The sequence below is a fragment of the Caballeronia terrestris genome (genome assembly GCF_001544515.1).
Taxonomy (GTDB): domain Bacteria; phylum Pseudomonadota; class Gammaproteobacteria; order Burkholderiales; family Burkholderiaceae; genus Caballeronia; species Caballeronia terrestris.
This window is the reverse complement of sequence record NZ_FCOL02000013.1, coordinates 85,078-101,998: the sequence shown is the minus strand read 5'-3', so window position 1 is coordinate 101,998 and position 16,921 is coordinate 85,078. Positions and strand designations below refer to the sequence as shown.

Annotated in this window: 19 protein-coding genes; 5 read left to right on the top strand and 14 right to left on the bottom strand. The window is 65.1% G+C overall.

The window, feature by feature from the left end:
• Positions 1-188: 188 nt before the first annotated feature.
• The 13 genes from fliR to fliF form a co-directional block, all read right to left on the bottom strand.
• Entirely contained in the window at positions 189-986 is a 798-nt protein-coding gene (fliR, locus tag AWB67_RS13765) for a flagellar biosynthetic protein FliR (RefSeq protein WP_087656803.1), read from the bottom strand.
• A gap of 10 nt (positions 987-996) precedes the next feature.
• The gene (gene fliQ / locus AWB67_RS13760; protein ID WP_087656802.1) at positions 997-1,266 is read right to left on the bottom strand and encodes a flagellar biosynthesis protein FliQ; all 270 of its coding nucleotides are present in this window, start codon (positions 1,264-1,266) and stop codon (positions 997-999) included.
• Between the two features lie 14 nt (positions 1,267-1,280).
• A complete protein-coding gene (gene fliP / locus AWB67_RS13755; RefSeq protein WP_087656801.1) occupies positions 1,281-2,048 on the bottom strand; it encodes a flagellar type III secretion system pore protein FliP in 768 nt (255 codons plus the stop codon).
• On the bottom strand, positions 2,049-2,564 hold the full coding sequence (gene fliO / locus AWB67_RS13750; protein WP_087656800.1) for a flagellar biosynthetic protein FliO: 516 nt from the start codon (positions 2,562-2,564) through the stop codon (positions 2,049-2,051).
• Entirely contained in the window at positions 2,561-2,971 is a 411-nt protein-coding gene (gene fliN / locus AWB67_RS13745; protein WP_235025151.1) for a flagellar motor switch protein FliN, read from the bottom strand. Before fliN ends, fliO begins: the two co-directional genes overlap by 4 nt.
• A gap of 31 nt (positions 2,972-3,002) precedes the next feature.
• Entirely contained in the window at positions 3,003-4,001 is a 999-nt protein-coding gene (gene fliM / locus AWB67_RS13740; protein ID WP_087656799.1) for a flagellar motor switch protein FliM, read from the bottom strand.
• 30 nt (positions 4,002-4,031) lie between these two features.
• A complete protein-coding gene (gene fliL / locus AWB67_RS13735; protein ID WP_087656798.1) occupies positions 4,032-4,526 on the bottom strand; it encodes a flagellar basal body-associated protein FliL in 495 nt (164 codons plus the stop codon).
• A 243-nt stretch (positions 4,527-4,769) separates the two neighbouring features.
• On the bottom strand, positions 4,770-6,200 hold the full coding sequence (locus AWB67_RS13730) for a flagellar hook-length control protein FliK (RefSeq protein WP_087656797.1): 1,431 nt from the start codon (positions 6,198-6,200) through the stop codon (positions 4,770-4,772).
• A 50-nt stretch (positions 6,201-6,250) separates the two neighbouring features.
• On the bottom strand, positions 6,251-6,700 hold the full coding sequence (gene fliJ / locus AWB67_RS13725; protein WP_087656796.1) for a flagellar export protein FliJ: 450 nt from the start codon (positions 6,698-6,700) through the stop codon (positions 6,251-6,253).
• A gap of 14 nt (positions 6,701-6,714) precedes the next feature.
• Complete coding sequence (fliI, locus tag AWB67_RS13720) at positions 6,715-8,280, bottom strand: flagellar protein export ATPase FliI (protein ID WP_327365840.1); 1,566 nt, start codon at positions 8,278-8,280, stop codon at positions 6,715-6,717.
• Positions 8,274-8,945, bottom strand: a complete 672-nt coding sequence (gene fliH / locus AWB67_RS13715; protein WP_087656795.1) for a flagellar assembly protein FliH — start codon at positions 8,943-8,945, stop codon at positions 8,274-8,276. The genes fliI and fliH overlap by 7 nt, the downstream gene beginning before the upstream one ends.
• The gene (gene fliG / locus AWB67_RS13710; protein WP_087656794.1) at positions 8,938-9,933 is read right to left on the bottom strand and encodes a flagellar motor switch protein FliG; all 996 of its coding nucleotides are present in this window, start codon (positions 9,931-9,933) and stop codon (positions 8,938-8,940) included. Before fliG ends, fliH begins: the two co-directional genes overlap by 8 nt.
• Entirely contained in the window at positions 9,923-11,698 is a 1,776-nt protein-coding gene (gene fliF / locus AWB67_RS13705) for a flagellar basal-body MS-ring/collar protein FliF (protein WP_087656793.1), read from the bottom strand. The genes fliG and fliF overlap by 11 nt, the downstream gene beginning before the upstream one ends.
• 280 nt (positions 11,699-11,978) lie before the next feature.
• On the opposite strand from fliF, the gene fliE reads away from it, so the two are divergent.
• The 5 genes from fliE to AWB67_RS13680 all read left to right on the top strand — a co-directional run bounded on the left by fliE (position 11,979) and on the right by AWB67_RS13680 (position 15,121).
• Positions 11,979-12,347, top strand: coding sequence for a flagellar hook-basal body complex protein FliE (gene fliE, locus AWB67_RS13700; RefSeq protein WP_087656792.1), 369 nt, complete (start codon positions 11,979-11,981; stop codon positions 12,345-12,347).
• A gap of 272 nt (positions 12,348-12,619) precedes the next feature.
• Positions 12,620-13,096, top strand: a complete 477-nt coding sequence (fliS, locus tag AWB67_RS13695) for a flagellar export chaperone FliS (protein ID WP_087656791.1) — start codon at positions 12,620-12,622, stop codon at positions 13,094-13,096.
• An 8-nt stretch (positions 13,097-13,104) separates the two neighbouring features.
• Complete coding sequence (locus AWB67_RS13690) at positions 13,105-13,434, top strand: flagellar protein FliT (protein WP_087656790.1); 330 nt, start codon at positions 13,105-13,107, stop codon at positions 13,432-13,434.
• A 59-nt stretch (positions 13,435-13,493) separates the two neighbouring features.
• Positions 13,494-14,807, top strand: coding sequence for a flagellar hook-length control protein FliK (gene fliK / locus AWB67_RS13685; protein ID WP_087656789.1), 1,314 nt, complete (start codon positions 13,494-13,496; stop codon positions 14,805-14,807).
• Positions 14,804-15,121: an EscU/YscU/HrcU family type III secretion system export apparatus switch protein gene (locus tag AWB67_RS13680; protein WP_087656788.1), complete on the top strand. Its 318-nt coding sequence runs from the start codon at positions 14,804-14,806 to the stop codon at positions 15,119-15,121. Before fliK ends, AWB67_RS13680 begins: the two co-directional genes overlap by 4 nt.
• A gap of 9 nt (positions 15,122-15,130) precedes the next feature.
• On the opposite strand, the gene AWB67_RS13675 is transcribed toward AWB67_RS13680, so the two are convergent.
• Positions 15,131-16,828, bottom strand: a complete 1,698-nt coding sequence (locus AWB67_RS13675) for an isovaleryl-CoA dehydrogenase (protein ID WP_087656787.1) — start codon at positions 16,826-16,828, stop codon at positions 15,131-15,133.
• Positions 16,829-16,921: the final 93 nt, after the last annotated feature.

Here is a 16,921-nt window from a genome sequence, read left to right as displayed (position 1 = left end):
GTCGGTGGGAGATAAAGCGTCGCGACATAATGCACGCTGACAGCGCACTGACTTGCAGCGCCGATCAGAAGAGACGTTAGTGCAACCTAATTCGCACGGCCAACCGTTCCATGCACAAATTTCCACGATCCTGTCGCAGCATGAGCACATCGAACGCTGTTGACCCGTAAACCCAGGCACCAGTTGAATCAACTACCAAACCCCGCCGCCACCCGCCCCATCTGCCCGATCCCATTCTCAAAAACCCGTTGAAAGAACGGCAGAAGATTGGGCACCATGAGCTGCAACAGAAGCAATCCAACGAGCATGGTCACGGGAAACCCGACCTGAAAGATGCCGATCTGCGGCGCGGCGCGATTCAGAATCCCGAGCGCGAGGTTGGAGATGAGTAGCGCAGCCACAACCGGCAACGCCAACAAAAGCCCGGTAGAAAACATACTCGCGCCGTAAGAAGCCAAAACCTTCCACCCTTGCGCATGCGCCGCAGCCCCGACCACATTCACCCCGATCGGCACAGACTGAAACGTAGTCACCAAAGCTGCAATCATCTGCAGATGCCCGTCAAAAACGAGGAACGCGAGCATCGCGATGGTGTTCAGATACCGCGAAATCACGACAGCATTCCCCCCCGCGCGCGGATCGTAGAGCATCGCAAAGCCGAGACCCATTTGCTGCCCAATAAACTCCCCCGCCGCATCGATCGCGGCGAACGCGACCTGCATCGTCACTCCGAGCGCCGCGCCGATCAGGAACTGGTTGACCATGATCCACACGCCATCGGCGGAGAAGACGGTGACCTGCGGCACAGCGCCGAGCGTCGGCGCGACGATCAGCGTGATGAAGCCAGCCAGGCCGACTTTCACCCGCACCGGAACCCCCATGTGACTGAGAACCGGCGCAGTCGCGATCAAAGCAAGAATGCGCACGAACGGCCACAGAAACGACGTGAGCCAGACATTGAGCTGCGCGTAGGTGACGGAGAACATCTGCGTGGAATCAGCCGGTAATCGCCGGCGTGATCGTGAACATGTGGCGCATGTAGTCGAGCAGTGTCGAGAGCATCCACGGTCCGGCTATCACGAGCGTCACCGCCACCGCGATCAGCTTCGGAATGAACGAAAGCGTCGATTCGTTGATTTGCGTAGCGGCCTGAAAGAGACTCACCACCAACCCCACGACCAGCGCGACCAGCAACAGCGGCGACGCCAGCATCAGCGCGACATACATCGCCTGGTGCGACATCGACATGACGGATTCGGGTGTCATCTGCGTCTCTATCTTTAAACGAAGCTCTGCGCCAACGAGCCGATCAGCAACTGCCAGCCATCGACGAGCACGAACAGCATCAGCTTGAACGGCAGCGCGATCGTCGTAGGCGACACCATCATCATCCCCATCGACATCAAGACGCTAGCCACCACCATGTCGATGATGAGGAACGGAATGAAGATCGTGAAGCCGATCTGAAACCCTGTCTTCAACTCGCTCGTCAGAAACGAAGGCACCAGCAGCGACAACGGCACGTCTTCCGGCCCGTTCATCGGCGGCGCCTTGGCGATCTTCGCGAAGAGTGCGAGATCGGTCTCGCGCGTCTGGCGCAGCATGAACTGCTTGAACGGTCCGATGCCGCGCTGCATCGCCTGGTCCATCGTGATCGTGCCTTCGGAGAAGGGCTTGTAGGCGTCCGTGTAAGCGCGGTCCAGAACCGGCGACATCACGAACAGCGAGAGAAACAGCGCGAGCCCGACGACCACCTGGTTCGGCGGCGTGTTCGACGCGCCGAGCGCCTGCCGCAACAGCGACAGCACGATGATGATGCGCGTGAAGCTCGTCATCATCAGGACCATCGCGGGCAGGAACGACAGCATCGTGAGCAGCAGCATCGTCTGGACGCTGAGCGAATACGTCGTGCCGCCGTTGGGGCCGGGACTCGTGTTGAACGCGGGCAGGCCCGCCGTGCTTTGTGCGAGAGCCGCGTAGGGGAGGGCGGCGATCACGACCGGCAAGCCCAGCTTCACACCACGCGCGATAAAACGACTGACCTGCATTTACTTGCTCCCGCCCGCGAATTTCTGCAGACGCTTGTTGGCTTCGCCCGCGAGTGCATCGCGAAACCGTTGACCGAAGGTGCCTTGCAACGTTTGCGCGGGCGCCGGCGTTTCAGCGCCAATCCCGCCTGCCTCGGCCGATCCGGCGGGCATCGTGTGCAGAAGCCGCACGTTGCCCGGACCCGCGCCGACGACGAGCCACGTATCGCCGATCTCGACGACCGCGACACGCTCCTTGTTCCCGAGCGACGCGCCGCCGACCACCTTCACGAGCCCCGTGCGCTTGCCACCCTGGTAGCCCAGCTTGCGGGCGAGCCACGCGCAGCCGAACACGAAGCCGATCACGATGACGAGACCGAAGAGCGTCTGCAGCACCGCGCCGAACCCGAGCGACGGCGCCGCCGACCCCGCGCCGACGCTCGAAGCAATCTGCGCGGCGTGGTTGACGGCGTTCATGTCGGCGGCGTGTGCGAGGAGCGGCACGCCAGCGGCGAGCGCGACGATCAAGCGTTTCATCGATTCAGCTTCCGGATGCGTTCCGACGGCGTGATGATGTCGGTCAGGCGAATGCCGAACTTGTCGTTTACCACGACCACTTCGCCCTGTGCGATGAGGCAACCGTTCACGAGCACGTCCATCGGTTCGCCGGCGAGGCCGTCGAGTTCCACGACCGAGCCTTGCGCCAGTTGCAGCAGGTTGCGGATCGCGATCTTCGTGCGCCCGAGCTCCACCGTCATCTGCACGGGGATGTCGAGGATCATGTCGATGTCGTTGCGCGTCGAGGGCGCGGCGGCCTTCGAGAGCGGCTGGAACACGCCGGCGGTGGTGGCCGCCGGGGTGTCGTTGCCGTTCTGCTCGGCGAGGGCGCTCGCCCAGTCGTCCATTGCAAGCTCTTCGTTCTTCAGCGGGTCGCCGATGCCCATCGAGCCGGGCAACGTGCCTTCTTGCATCAAGTCACTCATATCCACCTTCCTTCATCGTGTCCGTTGCGCTGATCATCTTCTGCACGCGCAACGCATATTGACCATTAAAAATTCCGTAGCCGCATTCCATCACCGGCACGCCATCCACCTTCGCCACGACCTGCTCGGGCACGTTGATCGGCAGCACGTCGCCCACGCGCATGTTGAGAATCTGGTCGAACGAGGAGCGCACCTCCGCGAGATCCACGGTCAGCTCGACTTCCGCCGTCTGCACCTGCTGCGACAGCACGCGCACCCAGCGACGGTCGATTTCGAGCGCTTCGCCCTGGATCGGCGAGGAGAGCACGTCGCGGATCGGCTCGATCATCGAGTACGGCATGCAGATGTGGAGCGTGCCGCCCGTCGTGCCGAACTCGATCGAAAACTGCGTGACGATCACGATTTCGTTGGGCGTCGCGACGTTGGCGAACTGCGTGTGCATCTCCGAGCGCACGTGTTCGAACTGCAACGGCCGCACGCTTTTCCACGACGCCGTGTAGTGCTCGAACACGAGGTTCAGCAGCTTGCTGATGATGCGCTGCTCGGTCTGCGTGAATTCGCGGCCTTCGACTCGCGTATGAAACCGCCCGTCGCCGCCGAACAGGTTGTCGACGACGAAGAACACGAGGTTCGGATCGAAGACGAAGAGCGACGTGCCGCGCAGCGGCTTCACGTGGACCAGGTTCAGGTTGGTCGGGATCGGCAGGTTGCGGGTGAATTCGCTGTACTTCTGCACCTTCACCGGACCGACGGAGATTTCCGCCGAGCGCCGCATGAAGTTGAAGATGCCGACGCGCATCAAACGCGCGAAACGGTCGTTGATGATTTCGAGGCCGGGCATCCGGCCGCGGACGATGCGTTCCTGCGTCGCGATGTTGTACGGGCGCACGCCGGCCGGCTTGTTTTCGTCCGAGACCTGGTCGACTTCGCCGGTGACGCCCTTGAGGAGGGCATCGACCTCCTCCTGCGACATGAATTCTTCGTGGCCCATTGCTGTTCCTTTCGTGGTCAGCGGTCGGTCTTACTGAACGACGAATTCGGTGAACAGCACTTCGTCGACGCGCACCGGCTTTTCTGCCGTGCTCGCCGTCACTTCGATGGCCGTGCGCAAATCGCCGGCGAGCGTGCGCTTGCCTTCGAGCGTCGCGAGGTCGTCGGGGCGCTTCGCCGAGAGCAGCATCAGCACGCGGCTGCGGATTTCAGGCATGCGTTCAGTGAGCATCGGCTGGGACTTCTCATCACGCAGCTTCAGCGTGAGGCCGGTGCGCAGGTAGTGCATGGCGCCATCGTCGGATTGCAGGTTGACGGTGATCGACTCGAGCGGGAAGAACACGGGCGGCGGGACCGGCGCGGGTTTCGCGGGGCCGTGCGAGCCGAACTTGTTGATCGCGTAGTAGGAGCCGCCGGCGCCCGCGCCGAGAAGCACGATCGCGCCGATCGCGATGACGAGCGTGCGCTTGAGCTTGCCGCTCTTCGCGTTGACGATGGGTTGCTGGTTTGCGGTCGTGGTTGCCATGGATGCTTACCTCTTTCTGTAGCCTGCATTGTTCGCGAAAGAGGAGCCAGGCGATGGGTCGAACAGAAGGGGGTTTTGGGGTTAATCCGTCGTTTGTGGCTTTAAGGAGACGCGCGCAGACCAAACCGGGCTAGGCGGGCGCAATCAGCGGATGCGTACTGATCAGTGCACGTTGCACGCAGTTAACGCAAAAAAGCCGCTCGCGGGGTGCGAGCGGCCTTGCATGCCCAAAGCCGAAGTCGGTCAGGCGAACGTGTCTACGAGTCCCACGGTCCGCCGCGTCGGCACGTTCACGGTCGTTGCGCCGCCGGCGTCGTCGACCCCGGCGATCCCGCCGCCATCCCGTCCGCCTCGTCCCGACTCGCGGCCGCCTTGCTGCCCCGATTGCCCCGACTGCCGCGCGAATCCGTCATTCACGCTCGTGCTGCCGAGACTGATCCCGTTCGCCTCCATCGCCTCGCGCAGCTTCGGCAGCGCCGCCTCGACCGCCTCGCGCACCTGCGCGTGCTGCGACACGAAAAGCGCGTGCGCGTGGTTGTCGTTGACCTGGAGCGTCACCTGCAGCGGCCCGAGATCCTTTGGATTGAGCGTCAGTTCCGCGCTCTGCTGATTCGCGTTCGACAGGAACACGACCTTCTGGCTGAAGGCATCGTCCCAGGCGGAGCTGCCGACGTGCGGCGCGATCGCCGCGCTGGTCGCTGCGGCCATCGTGCCTTGTGCGCCCGAAGTCCCCGAATTTGCCGATGCCGCTTGCAGCGCGCTCGCGTGCAGCGCGGCGTCGGCGGTTTGCTTGTAGGCGGTGGTGCTGTCGTCGGGCTGCATCGAGACGGGGATCGGCTGCGCGTTCGTGAGAGCGGTGGCGTCGGCGCCTTGGGATTTGGCGTTCTTGCCGTCGCCGAGCGTATCGCCGAGGCCAATCGTGCGCTTTGCCTTGCCTGCGTCCGCGTTGCCGGTGTTCGCCGCTGTTCCGGCATCTGCGGAGCCAGAGCCGGAGCCCGTCGGCGCTTGCACGGGAGTTTTGCTGTTCATCGCCGCGAGCGCTGCCTGAAGCACGTCCTGCGGCGTCTGCGCTGCCTGCGCGGAGTCCGTCGCCTTGCGCGCGTCGGGTTTTGCGTCCGTCTCACCGGTGGCGCTCGCATCGGTTGTAGCATCCGCGCCGGTCAGCGATTGCGCCGCGCTCGCCAGATCGGCCAGCGCCGCGTCCGTGCCGTCCGCCGCCCCGGCACGCGCTTTTGCAAGCGCCGCTGCCGCCGCATCCGCGGCGGCCTTGGCGGCGGCCGCTTTCGCATCGGCCTGCGTCGTCGGCTGCGCTGCGTCCTTCGTGCTGCCCGCGTCCGCATCGGCATCGGCGGACGGCTTCGGCGCGTCGCTCTTGCCGGACTGATCGCTCTTGTCGGCGGCAGCGGTCGTTTCATCCGTGTCGTCCGATGCATCCGCTGCATCCGGCGCGGAAGGCTGAGGCGCGTCGTGCACGCTCGTGTGCGGCGCCGCGAGCTTAGCCGCTGACGCCGCCACCTTCGCCTGCGCTTCGGCGTTCGCCTTGTCGGCCATGGTTTGCAGCGTTACGCCGAACGACGCGAAAGCCCCTTCATCGCGCGACGACGATACCGCTTTCCCCTTCGCTACCGGGGACGTCGCGCCGATGAGCGCGTTGCCAAACGAAACGGACGACATGCTTGACCTCTTGATCCTGAATGATTTGATGGTGATGCGTTTCCCGCGCGTCAGGCCTTTTCGGCCCGCATGCGCAGAATCTTTGCGGAATGTTCGTCGGAATCGCGCTGCTCGCCGCGCGCCGTCTTTTTCGCGAGCACGGCTTCGCCACGCGCCGCGAGCACTTCATACGAGCCGAGCTTCTGCTTCTTCAGGCGCCATTCGTTCTTGACGGCCTCGAGCCGCTGCTCGAACGTCAGGAAAAGCTCGCGCTGCTGGTCGATCGCGGAATCGAGCGTATCGATGAAAGCCTGGAAGTTGCGCAGCGTCTGCGCGTTCGTGCCCTGTTGCGCCGATGCCGTGAAACGCGCGTGATACTCGTCGCGATAGGCGATAAGCGAATCCAGTTGCGCCTCGACCTCGTTTCGCTCCTGCTGGAGCTTGCCGAGTTTCTTGGTGGCGGCTTCGAGTTCTTCGTCCGCGAGGTTGATCAGCGTCTTGATCGGAAGATGTTTTGACATGGGCTTCAGGTTCCTCAGCTACCTTGTTCGAATAATTGGTCGAGTTGAGCGAGACTTGGTTCGAATTCCGCCTGTTCGCGAAATCCCTGCTGCAAAAAGGCTTCCATACGCGGGTAAAGTGCAATCGCGCGGTCGAGCAGTTGGTCCCGGCCGCTCGAATACGCGCCGACGTTGATCAGGTCGCGGTTGCGTTGATAACGCGACAGCATTTGCTTGAACATGCGCACGCGGTCGAGGTGCTTGTCGTCGATCAGCGCGGTCATCGCGCGGCTGATCGACGCTTCGATGTCGATCGCGGGATAGTGGCCGGCTTCCGCGAGCGACCGCGACAGCACGATGTGGCCGTCGAGAATCGCGCGCGCGGAGTCGGCGATCGGGTCCTGCTGATCGTCGCCTTCGGTCAATACCGTATAGAACGCGGTGATCGATCCGCCGCCCTCCGGCCCGTTCCCCGTGCGTTCGACGAGCGCCGGCAGCTTCGCGAATACCGACGGCGGATAACCCTTCGTCGCGGGCGGCTCGCCGATCGCGAGCGCGATCTCGCGCTGCGCCATCGCGTAGCGGGTGAGCGAATCCATCAGCAGGAGGACGTGCTTGCCCTGATCGCGGAAATATTCGGCGAGCGAGGTCGCGTAGGTCGCGCCCTGCATCCGCAGGATCGGCGAAACGTCCGCCGGAGCCGCCACGACGACCGAGCGCGCGAGGCCGTCTTTGCCCAGAATCTGTTCGATGAATTCCTTCACTTCGCGGCCGCGCTCGCCGATCAGGCCGATCACGATCACTTCCGCGCTCGTATAGCGCGCCATCGTGCCGAGCAGCACCGATTTACCGACGCCGGAGCCCGCGAAAAGCCCCATGCGCTGGCCGCGTCCGACGGTGAGCAGCGAATTGATCGCCCGCACGCCGACGTCGAGCACTTTGTGGATTGGCTCGCGGTTGAGCGGATTGATGGTCGCCGAGTTGAGCGGCGCGTCGGTTTTCGAGCCGAGCGGGCCGAGCCCGTCGAGCGGACGGCCGGACGCATCGACCACTCGCCCGAGCATTTCCCAGCCGACCGGCAGGCGCTTCGCACCGGCCATCGGATCGTTGATCGGCGCGCTTTCCAGCGGATAGACGCGCGCGCCGGGCAACAGACCCGACGTTTCCGTGGTCGGCATCAGGAACAGTTTGTCGCCCGCGAAGCCGACCACTTCGGCCTCGGCCATCGGAATCGAACTGCCGGCGGGCAGTTCGATCATGCATTCGGAGCCGACGCCGAGCTTCAGCCCGACCGCTTCCAGCACGAGCCCGGCGGCGCGCGTGAGGCGGCCGCACGGACGCAGCGGCCGCGCGATCGCGCTGCGCGCCTTGAGCGCGTCGAGCTGGGCGCGCCAGCCGTCGATATGCGCATTGCCGGCAAGATTCGCGAGCTGGACGATGGTCTGCGCCGCGCGTTGCTCGATGTCCGGCTCGACGAGATCGGTTTCGCTCAAAAGCGGTCCGAACGATGCCCGCGCGATTTCCTGTTCGAGTTCGCTCAGGCCGTCCTGCGTGATGCGGCGGGCGGCAGGCGGATGCGAAGCGATATGCGAGTTCACCACGGTTGAGTCCTCCCGAGCGCCGCCGCGACGCGCTCCCAGCGCGTCGTGTTGGTCGCATCGATTTCGCCGGTTGCGGCCTGCGCGCGGCAGCCGCCGCGTTCGATCGCGGGATCGGTGCGCACGCTCCAGCCCGCGGCCTGCAATTCTTCGAGCAAATACGCTTCGACGACCGGCAGGTCGGCCGGATTCACCGTCAGATGCGGCGCGCCCAACAGCGCCGGTTCAGCGGCGATCACCTCACGCGCGACGCTGAGCAGCGCCGTGGGATCGAGTGCGATGTGCTGCTGCACGACCTGCTGCGCGATGTCGAGCGCGAGCGCCGTAAGCGATTCCGCGACCGCCGCGTCGGCCGCTTGCAGCGCGGTCTTGAACGCGTCGGCGAGATCGGCGAGGCGCGCGGCTTCGGCCAGCGCCTGCTTGCGGCCGTCCTCGAAACCCTTCGCCAGGCCTTGATCGTAGCCCGCCTGATAGCCCATCGCCTGGCCCGCGACGTGGCCCTGCGCCAGGCCTTGCGCGTGCGCTTCGTCCTTCACGCGGCGCAGATGCTTTTCGAGCGCGGCCTGGTCGGCGGCGCTGTGATCGATCGTCACCGGGTCGAACGACGCCATCTCCCAGCGCTGATACGCCGAAAGCGTCGGTTTTTGCGCGCGCGCGGTATCAGACATATGCGTCCTCGGCCTTGCCGCCTAACTGGATCTGCCCGTTTTCGGCGAGATTGCGCACGATCTGGAGGATCTTGCGCTGCTGCTGTTCGACTTCCGATACCCGCACCGGACCGCGCGAATCGAGGTCTTCCGAAAGCAGTTCGGCGGCGCGCTGCGACATGTTGGACAGGAATTTCTGGCGCAGGCCCGGCTGCGCGCCCTTCAGCGACACGATCAGCGTCTCCGATTCCACTTCCTTCAGCAGCAACTGGATCGCGCGGTCTTCGAGGTCGAGCAGGTTTTCGAACACGAACATCTGGTCGATGATCTTCTGCGCGAGTTCGGCGTCGTAATCCTTCACGTTCGACAGCACCGATTCTTCGTGGTTGCTCGACATGAAGTTGAGGATTTCCGCCGCCGTGCGGATGCCGCCCATCGGCGCGCGCTTCAGGTTGTCGCTGCCTGAGAGGAGCGTGGTCAGCACGTCGTCGAGTTCGCGCAGCGCCGCCGGCTGGATGCCGTCTAGCGTCGCGATGCGCAGGAGCACGTCGTTGCGCAGCCGCTCGGTCAGGAGCGCGACGATTTCCGACGCCTGATCGCGGTCGAGGTGGACGAGGATCGTCGCGATGATCTGCGGGTGCTCGTTCTTGATCAGTTCCGCGACGGCGCCCGAATCCATCCACTTCAGTCCTTCGATACCGCTCGTATCGCTGCCTTGCAGAATGCGGTCGATCAGCGCGCCGGCCTTGTTCTCGCCGAGCGCCTTCGTCAGCACGGAGCGGATGTACTCGCTGGAATCGAGCGAGAGCGCCGTGTGCTGCTCGGCCTGGTGCACGAACTCGGTCATCACGTTGTCGAGTTGCTCGCGCGTCACGTTCTTGAGCGCCGCCATCGTCGCGCCGATCTTCTGGACTTCGCGCGGGGCGAGGTACTTGAAGACTTCGGCGGCTTCTTCCTCGCCGATCGACATCAGGAGGAGAGCGGATTTGGTCAGGCCTTCAGCGTTCATCGGACACCCAGTTTTTCACGACCGTGGCAACGATTCTCGGGTCCTGGCGCGCGACCATGCGCGCGTAGTCGAGGTTGCGGTCGAATTTTGCCTTGCTGCTTTCGTGGCCGAGGAGACTCACCTCGGCGTCCTTGTCTTCGTCTTCCTTCTTCGCGTCCGGCAGCGACGGGCCGTCGAGCAGCGAGAGTTCGTCCTGCGGCGTGAGCGCAGCGGGCGGCTCTGGCGGCGGGAACGCGCGGCGCATCGCCGGCTTCACCATGCTGAAGTAGAGGAACAGTCCCACCACGCCGATGCCCAGGTACTTCGCGAGCTGGATGCCGCGCGCGATCATGTCCGGCGTGCGCCACCAGGGCACATCGGGCGTGACGTTCTGGTCGGTCGTGAACGTGCTGTTGACGACGTTCACCGAGTCGCCGCGCTTCTCGTCGTAGCCCATCGCGTCCTTCACGAGCTGCTGGACCTGCGCGAGCTTGTCGGCGGCGAGCGGTGTCATCGTGACGTTGCCCTTCGCGTCGACCTGACGCTGATAGTTCACTACCACCGCCACCGACAGGCGCTTGATGCCGCCCGTCGCCTGCTCGAAATGGCGCACGGTGCGGTCGACTTCGAAATTCGTCGTGGTGTCCTTGCGCTGGTTGACCGGCGTCGTCTTGACGGGCGCGCCGTTGGGGTCGGCGGCCGGCGTGGTGATCGGCGCGGAGGCCGGCTGCGGCGGCTGGTTAGACAGCGCGCCCGGCACGCCGGAGGCGCCGCCGCCCGAGCTTTCGTTCGATTCGCTCGACTGCTGGCTGCGGATCGCCGTGCTTTGTGGGTTCGCGTTCGGGCCGTAGCTTTCTGCGGTCTGCTCGAGTTTCGAGAAATCGACGTCGGCGCTGACTTGCGAGTGCGCATTGCCCGCGCCGAAGAGCGGCGACAGGATCGCGTCGATGCGCTTCTGGGTGTTGTGCTCGATCTGCTGCACGTATTTGAGCTGCGAGGCGTCAAGACCGCTCGCGGCGCTGCTCTGCGTGAGCAGGTTGCCATCCTGATCGACGATGTTGACGTTTTTTACCGGCATGTCCGGTACGCCGGCCGCCACCATGTGCGTGATCGCCACCACCTGGCCTTCATCGAGCACGCGTCCCGGATACAAATTGATCATGACCGACGCCGTCGGCAGTTCCTTTTCGCGCACGAACACGGTCGGCTTCGGAATCGCGAGATGCACGCGCGCCGTCTTCACCGATGAAATCGAGCCGATCGTCTTTTCGAGTTCGCCTTCCAGCGCGCGCTGGTAGTTGACTTGTTCCGCGAACTGGCTGATGCCGAACTTCTGGTTGTCCATCAGTTCGAAGCCGACCGAGCCGTTCTTCGGCAGCCCCTGGCTCGCGAGCCGCAGACGTGTTTCGTGGACCTGCTCGGCGGGCACCAGGATCGCGCCGCCCGAATCGGCGATCTTGTAGGGGATATTCCCTTGCTGGAGCGCGGCCACGATGGCACCGCCGTCGCGATCGGACAGATTGGAGAAGAGCACGCGGTAATCGGGCTGACGCGACCACATCACGAGGCCGGCGATGACCATCGCGAGAATCGCGACCGCGACGATCAGCGGCATGCGCGGGTTCGAGCGGATCTGCGACAGCATCGGCACGCGCTGGGCGAAGCCGCCAAAGTCCGCGCCGCCGCCGAGGCTGCCGCCGGACACGGCACCGACGGCGCCGGGCTGTGCGCCGGCCAGGCCCATTCTGGCGTCTGGCGTAATCAGGGAATTGTTGGGCGTTTCCATTGCGTCGAAGCTCTCCGAATCTGGGGAGTCCGCCGTTCGCCGCCGTCTTTCAGGCGCCACGGAAGACTTTTCACGAATGAATTATCCGCAGAAGGAAGAGAGTCGATTGGGTGAATAGAGCCGGGTTTTACCCGTTCTTTGACGGCTTTGAGAAATGGCCCGCTGATATTCTTTTTCGTAATCGGTCACACCGCATCGACGAACCGCCCGGCCAGGAAGCCCAACTCCTGTGCGCGGTCCGATACGCCTGAACCGGTTTCCCTGTTCATTCGGAGCAAACATGAATTCTTCCATCAACCCGCTGGGTTCCGCGCTCTCCGCAATTCAATCGATGGCCTCGCAGGCCGCCGGCGGCGCCGGTTCGGCCGTCGCGTCGGGCCATGTGCAAGGCTCTTCGGCGGGCTCGTCGTCGGGTGCCGTAAGCGCGGGCAGTTTCGCCGATGCGCTCAAATCCTCGATCGACAAGATCAGCGACAACCAGAACAAGGCGCTCGGCGAAGCGCACGCGTTCGAAGTCGGCGCGCCGAACGTCTCGCTGAACGACGTGATGGTTGACATGCAGAAGGCCAACGTCGGCCTGCAATTCGGGCTGCAGGTGCGCAACAAGCTCGTCAGCGCCTACAACGACATCATGCAGATTTCCGTCTGACGATTCGTTCCGCTGCCCCGTTCGTTCTGTTCCCGCGGCCGCGCGCCGCGCCGGTTTTCCCTTGTGCCCTAAAGCTTTTGCGCGGTTTTCCGATAACCCCGATAACAGCTCGCCAGCAGCAACGCGCCGATGAGACGCGATGCGGGCGGCGAGCGGCATCGATCGACTCGGGAAACGTCCGGGCTGGCACGGCGGAAGGCACGTCCGTTCGTGCCCTCAGCCGCCTGACGACGCGAATCGGCCCGACCAGGCACGTATAAGGAGAACCACAGATGTATTCCCCAGGACACGCTGGAGCCAGCGCCTACGCACGCGTCGGCGTTCAGACAGGAGTGACGGGAGCGAGTCCGCACCGGCTGGTCGTCATGCTCTATCAGGGCGCGCGGCAGGCGATCGCGCAGGCGCGGATGCATCTGCAGCAGGGCAACATCGTCGAGCGGGGCACAGCGATCGGCAAGGCGATGAGCATCATCGAAAGCGGGTTGCAGCAGGCGCTGAACAAGCAGGCAGGCGGCGAGATCGCGGAGCGGCTCGACGCGCTCTACACATATATGACGCGGCGGCTGCTCGAAGCCAACGCGCGGCAGGATGAGCAGATGCTGGTGGAGGTCGATGGACTTCTCGCCACGCTGGAGGAAGCATGGATAGCAATTGGACCGGAAGTGGCGCAAGCGGCTTCGGCGCATCATTCGGATGCGTCGGGGAGTGGGTCTGCGCATGCGGCGGCGCGTGCGGCAATGAATGTCTGATAACAAGAATGAAGACAAGTCAGGAATATTTCGACCACTACGAAGCCATCGCGGCCCTGTCCGGCAGGATGCTCGCCGCGGCAAGGAGCGGAGAGTGGGGCGAACTGAAGGTGATGCAGTCGGCGTATCGCGAACTGGTTGACGGACTGAAGGAAGTGGACGGCGGCTCCGAGCTTGACAACGACGACAAGGCACGCAAGCTCGACCTCGTGCGCCGCATTCTCGCCGACGACGCCGCGATCCGCGATCTGACTTCGCCGTCGCTCGCGCGACTCTCGGCGCTGTTCACAGCGAACCGGCCGGCGCGCGTGCTCAAGAAGATGATGGGACTGCGCTAGGCAGGACGCTGGCGGCGGGGTTTGGTTCGCCACGCCTTGGCACAACAAAGGACACGGGCATGACGGCACTGGACACCGCGATCGCAACGCTCCTCGCCAGCCGGGCGGAATTGCTGATGTCCGCGATCCGCGCGCCCGGCAGCGCCACCGCCGGCCAGACGACGACGCAGGCCGGCACGTCGCGCCTTTCCATCGATATCCAGCCGGGCGCCGCGGATACGCGCGACGGGGCGTCGGCTACGGCTAACGCGTCCGCGCAGACGGCGCTCAGCAAGATCGCGCGCACGCTCGACGCGATTTCGCGCTTCGGCGGCGGCGCGACGCCCCCGCTGACCGGCGATGCGCCGCTGTGGCCCACCGCGCCGCGGCCCGCGAGCGCGTTTGCGAATCTCTCCGGCGGACTGTTCGATCACGCTTTTTCGTCGATCGCGTCGGCGGCTGCGGCGCGTGCTCTCAGCCAGCCGGCGCCGCCGCTGCCGGCTTCGGTGCTGGCTTCGGCGCTGGCTAGAACCGTCGGCGAGAGCGGTCTTTTCTACGAATCTCATCTTGTCGAATGGCTCGCGGGGCAGCGCCCGGCGGTATCGCTCGCGGCCGAGCCGCAGGCGCGCATCGATTTGAGCGCGATGCCTCCTCTCGATATTCCCGAGCAGCACGCTGATTCCTCCGTTGTGTGGCTTGATGGCAGGGCCTCAGATTCAGCGCGCACCGTAACGGACTTGCGTGAAGTGCCTGATTTGCACCCCGCGAACCGCACTTTTACGCCGCCGAGCAATCCGCAGCAGGCGGCGGCGCTCGCGGAATCGGTGCGTGATGCGCCTGCTTCGGCGTTGTCTTCCGCCGCATCCGCGACCCCTGCCGCTGCCGCCGCGCCCGCGCCGCAGGAATCCGCGACGCAGGCGGCGCTGCTGGCGGGCGTTCACCCATCGACGATTCCGCTCGTTCGCCAGCAACTCGATCTGCTCGCGACCGGCCAGTTTCGCTGGTCGGGCGAGGCGTGGCCGGGCGCGCGACTCGAATGGGAGATCGCGCCGCAGGAACGCGACGCGCGCACGCCCGACACGACCCACGACGCCGATCGTCCGTGGCGCACGCGCGTGACGCTTTCGCTGCCGACGCTCGGCACCGTCGATGCCGATCTCGTCCTGAGCGGCGAAAAGCTCGTCGCGCGGATCAACGCGAGCGAGCACGGCGCGGCGCGCCTCGCCGCCGATCGCGAGGGCTTCCGGCAACAGCTTGCGGCAGCGGGCATCGGGCTCGCGGGGATGTCGATACGGGCGGTCGGTGAATCGGCGGATATCGATGCTGATATACGCGCTGCAGCCAAGCCGGTGCCGTCGCCGCTGGCGCATTTGTTTCGCGGGGAGGGTGCATGAGCGCGGACGTGCGCAAGCAGGCGACCGCGCTCGCCTACGACGACCAGAACCGCGACGCCGCGCCGCGCGTCGTGGCGAAGGGATACGGGATCGTCGCGGAAATGATCGTGCAGCGCGCGCAGGAAGCGGGGCTGTACGTGCACGAATCGCCGGAAATGGTGTCGTTGCTGATGCAGGTCGACCTGGATTCGCGCATTCCGCCCGCGCTTTATCAGGCGGTGGCGGAGATGCTGGCCTGGTTGTATCGACTGGAGAATGGGGAGGTTTCGGCTCCCGCTCCGGTTGTGCCGAAGTTGCCGAATTCGGTGCGGTGAGGGCCGCGACTAAACCGCAAACGCCCGTCTCACCACTCCCGCGTGATCAAACCTCGCGGGCAGCGTCCCATAAACCCGCCCCGTCTCACCGCGCGCATCTCCGAGACGCGTCTCGATGAACGCATCCGCGATTTCCTCCGGCGCATGCTTCGCAAGCAGCACCGCCTGCGCCGTGAGCACCAACTGCTGCGCGATCCGCCGCGCCGATGCCTCCCTCGTCGCCGGATCACCCTTCAGCGTCCGCAAAAGCGCATCGAGCGCCGGCCCCAGCGCCGGATGCTCGCGCGCCGTCTCCTGCCACGACGTAAAAAGCGCATGCGCCGCATCCGTCTCGCGCTCGAACGCGCGCAACACGTCGAGACACATCACGTTCCCCGAGCCTTCCCAGATCGAATTGACCGGCGCCTCCCGATAGAACCGCCCCATCGGTCCGGTCTCCACATAGCCGTTGCCTCCCCAGACCTCCATCGCTTCGCCGGTGAATTCGAGCGCCCGCTTGCAGACCCAGAACTTCGCGGCCGGCGTCACGAGCCGCCGCCACGCGCGCTCTTCCGGCGCGCCATCGGCGGCGGCGCTGGTTTCGAACGCGCCCGCGAGACGCATGAACAGCACCGTCGCCGCCTCCGATTCCAGCGCCAGATCCGCGAGCACGTTGCGCATCAGCGGCTGGTCGACGAGTTTCGCGCCGAACACGCTCCGATGCCGCGCGTGGTGGACCGCCTGCACGAGCGCCGCGCGCATCAGCGCGGCGCTGCCGATCACGCAGTCGAGCCGCGTGTAGTTCGCCATTTCGATGATCGTCGGCACGCCGCGCCCCTCGTCGCCGATCATCACGCCGTACGCGTCGAGGAATTCAACTTCGCTGCTCGCATTCGACCGGTTGCCGAGCTTCTCCTTCAGGCGCTGCACCTGGACGGCGTTCTTGCGGCCGTCGGGGGCGAAGCGTGGGACATAGAAGCAGGAAATCGCGTCGCTTTCGCCCGCGCGCGCGAGCACGAGATGCGCGTCGCATTGCGGCGCCGAGAAAAACCACTTGTGTCCGATCAGCCGATACGCGGCGCCCCGTCCGGGCGTGTCGATCGGATAAGCGCGCGTCTGGTTGCTGCGCACGTCCGAGCCGCCTTGCTTCTCCGTCATGCCCATGCCGACCATCATCGAGCGCTTGCCCGCGCTGAGCGGAATGTCGCGCGGATCGTGCTCGCGGGAGAGCAGCGCGTGGCGCAACGTGGAGTAGAGCGCCGGTTCTTTTTGCAGCACGGGAATGCTGGCGAACGTCATCGTGATCGGACACAGCGAGCCGGATTCGAGCTGTCCGTGGAAAAAATAGCCGGCACAGCGCGCGGGCATCGCGCCCGGCCGGGGCGTTTCGAGCGGCAGCGCGTGCAGCCCTTCGCGTCTCAAAAGCGCGAGCAACTCGTGCCAGGCCGGATGAAACTCGATCGCGTCGATGCGCTCGCCGCGCGGGCTGTGCGTGCTCAGTTCCGGCTCGTGGCGATTGGCGAGATCGGCGAGGGCGAGGACGTCGGGCTGCGTAAGCGCGCGCCCGTGTCGGGCGAGGGCCTCCGCGTGCCAGAGCGCGCCCTCGCGCTCGAGCGCGGCCTTTAGCGCGGGATCGGCGGCGAGCATGTCGTAGTCGGCGAGCGGCGGCGTCTGGTTGACGACCTCGTGGGTCTCGCCGAAGCGCGGCTGTCGTGAAGGCGTGGTCATCGTCGGTCTCTCCGTCGGGGGCTAATCGATCGCCGGCAACATTCAGCGCGTCGCGTCGCGGGCGGCATCGAATCCATCTCGGATTTACGAATC

Excerpts from the sequence above, each read along its gene's own strand:
- fliR (WP_087656803.1), bottom strand. The coding sequence starts at position 986 with ATGTTCTCCGTCACCTACGCGCAGCTCAATGTCTGGCTCACGTCGTTT.
- fliQ (WP_087656802.1), bottom strand. The coding sequence starts at position 1,266 with ATGACACCCGAATCCGTCATGTCGATGTCGCACCAGGCGATGTATGTC.
- fliP (WP_087656801.1), bottom strand. The coding sequence starts at position 2,048 with ATGCAGGTCAGTCGTTTTATCGCGCGTGGTGTGAAGCTGGGCTTGCCG.
- fliO (WP_087656800.1), bottom strand. The coding sequence starts at position 2,564 with ATGAAACGCTTGATCGTCGCGCTCGCCGCTGGCGTGCCGCTCCTCGCA.
- fliN (WP_235025151.1), bottom strand. The coding sequence starts at position 2,971 with ATGGGCATCGGCGACCCGCTGAAGAACGAAGAGCTTGCAATGGACGAC.
- fliM (WP_087656799.1), bottom strand. The coding sequence starts at position 4,001 with ATGGGCCACGAAGAATTCATGTCGCAGGAGGAGGTCGATGCCCTCCTC.
- fliL (WP_087656798.1), bottom strand. The coding sequence starts at position 4,526 with ATGGCAACCACGACCGCAAACCAGCAACCCATCGTCAACGCGAAGAGC.
- AWB67_RS13730 (WP_087656797.1), bottom strand. The coding sequence starts at position 6,200 with ATGTCGTCCGTTTCGTTTGGCAACGCGCTCATCGGCGCGACGTCCCCG.
- fliJ (WP_087656796.1), bottom strand. The coding sequence starts at position 6,700 with ATGTCAAAACATCTTCCGATCAAGACGCTGATCAACCTCGCGGACGAA.
- fliH (WP_087656795.1), bottom strand. The coding sequence starts at position 8,945 with ATGTCTGATACCGCGCGCGCGCAAAAACCGACGCTTTCGGCGTATCAG.
- fliG (WP_087656794.1), bottom strand. The coding sequence starts at position 9,933 with ATGAACGCTGAAGGCCTGACCAAATCCGCTCTCCTCCTGATGTCGATC.
- fliF (WP_087656793.1), bottom strand. The coding sequence starts at position 11,698 with ATGGAAACGCCCAACAATTCCCTGATTACGCCAGACGCCAGAATGGGC.
- fliE (WP_087656792.1), top strand. The coding sequence starts at position 11,979 with ATGAATTCTTCCATCAACCCGCTGGGTTCCGCGCTCTCCGCAATTCAA.
- fliS (WP_087656791.1), top strand. The coding sequence starts at position 12,620 with ATGTATTCCCCAGGACACGCTGGAGCCAGCGCCTACGCACGCGTCGGC.
- AWB67_RS13690 (WP_087656790.1), top strand. The coding sequence starts at position 13,105 with ATGAAGACAAGTCAGGAATATTTCGACCACTACGAAGCCATCGCGGCC.
- fliK (WP_087656789.1), top strand. The coding sequence starts at position 13,494 with ATGACGGCACTGGACACCGCGATCGCAACGCTCCTCGCCAGCCGGGCG.
- AWB67_RS13680 (WP_087656788.1), top strand. The coding sequence starts at position 14,804 with ATGAGCGCGGACGTGCGCAAGCAGGCGACCGCGCTCGCCTACGACGAC.
- AWB67_RS13675 (WP_087656787.1), bottom strand. The coding sequence starts at position 16,828 with ATGACCACGCCTTCACGACAGCCGCGCTTCGGCGAGACCCACGAGGTC.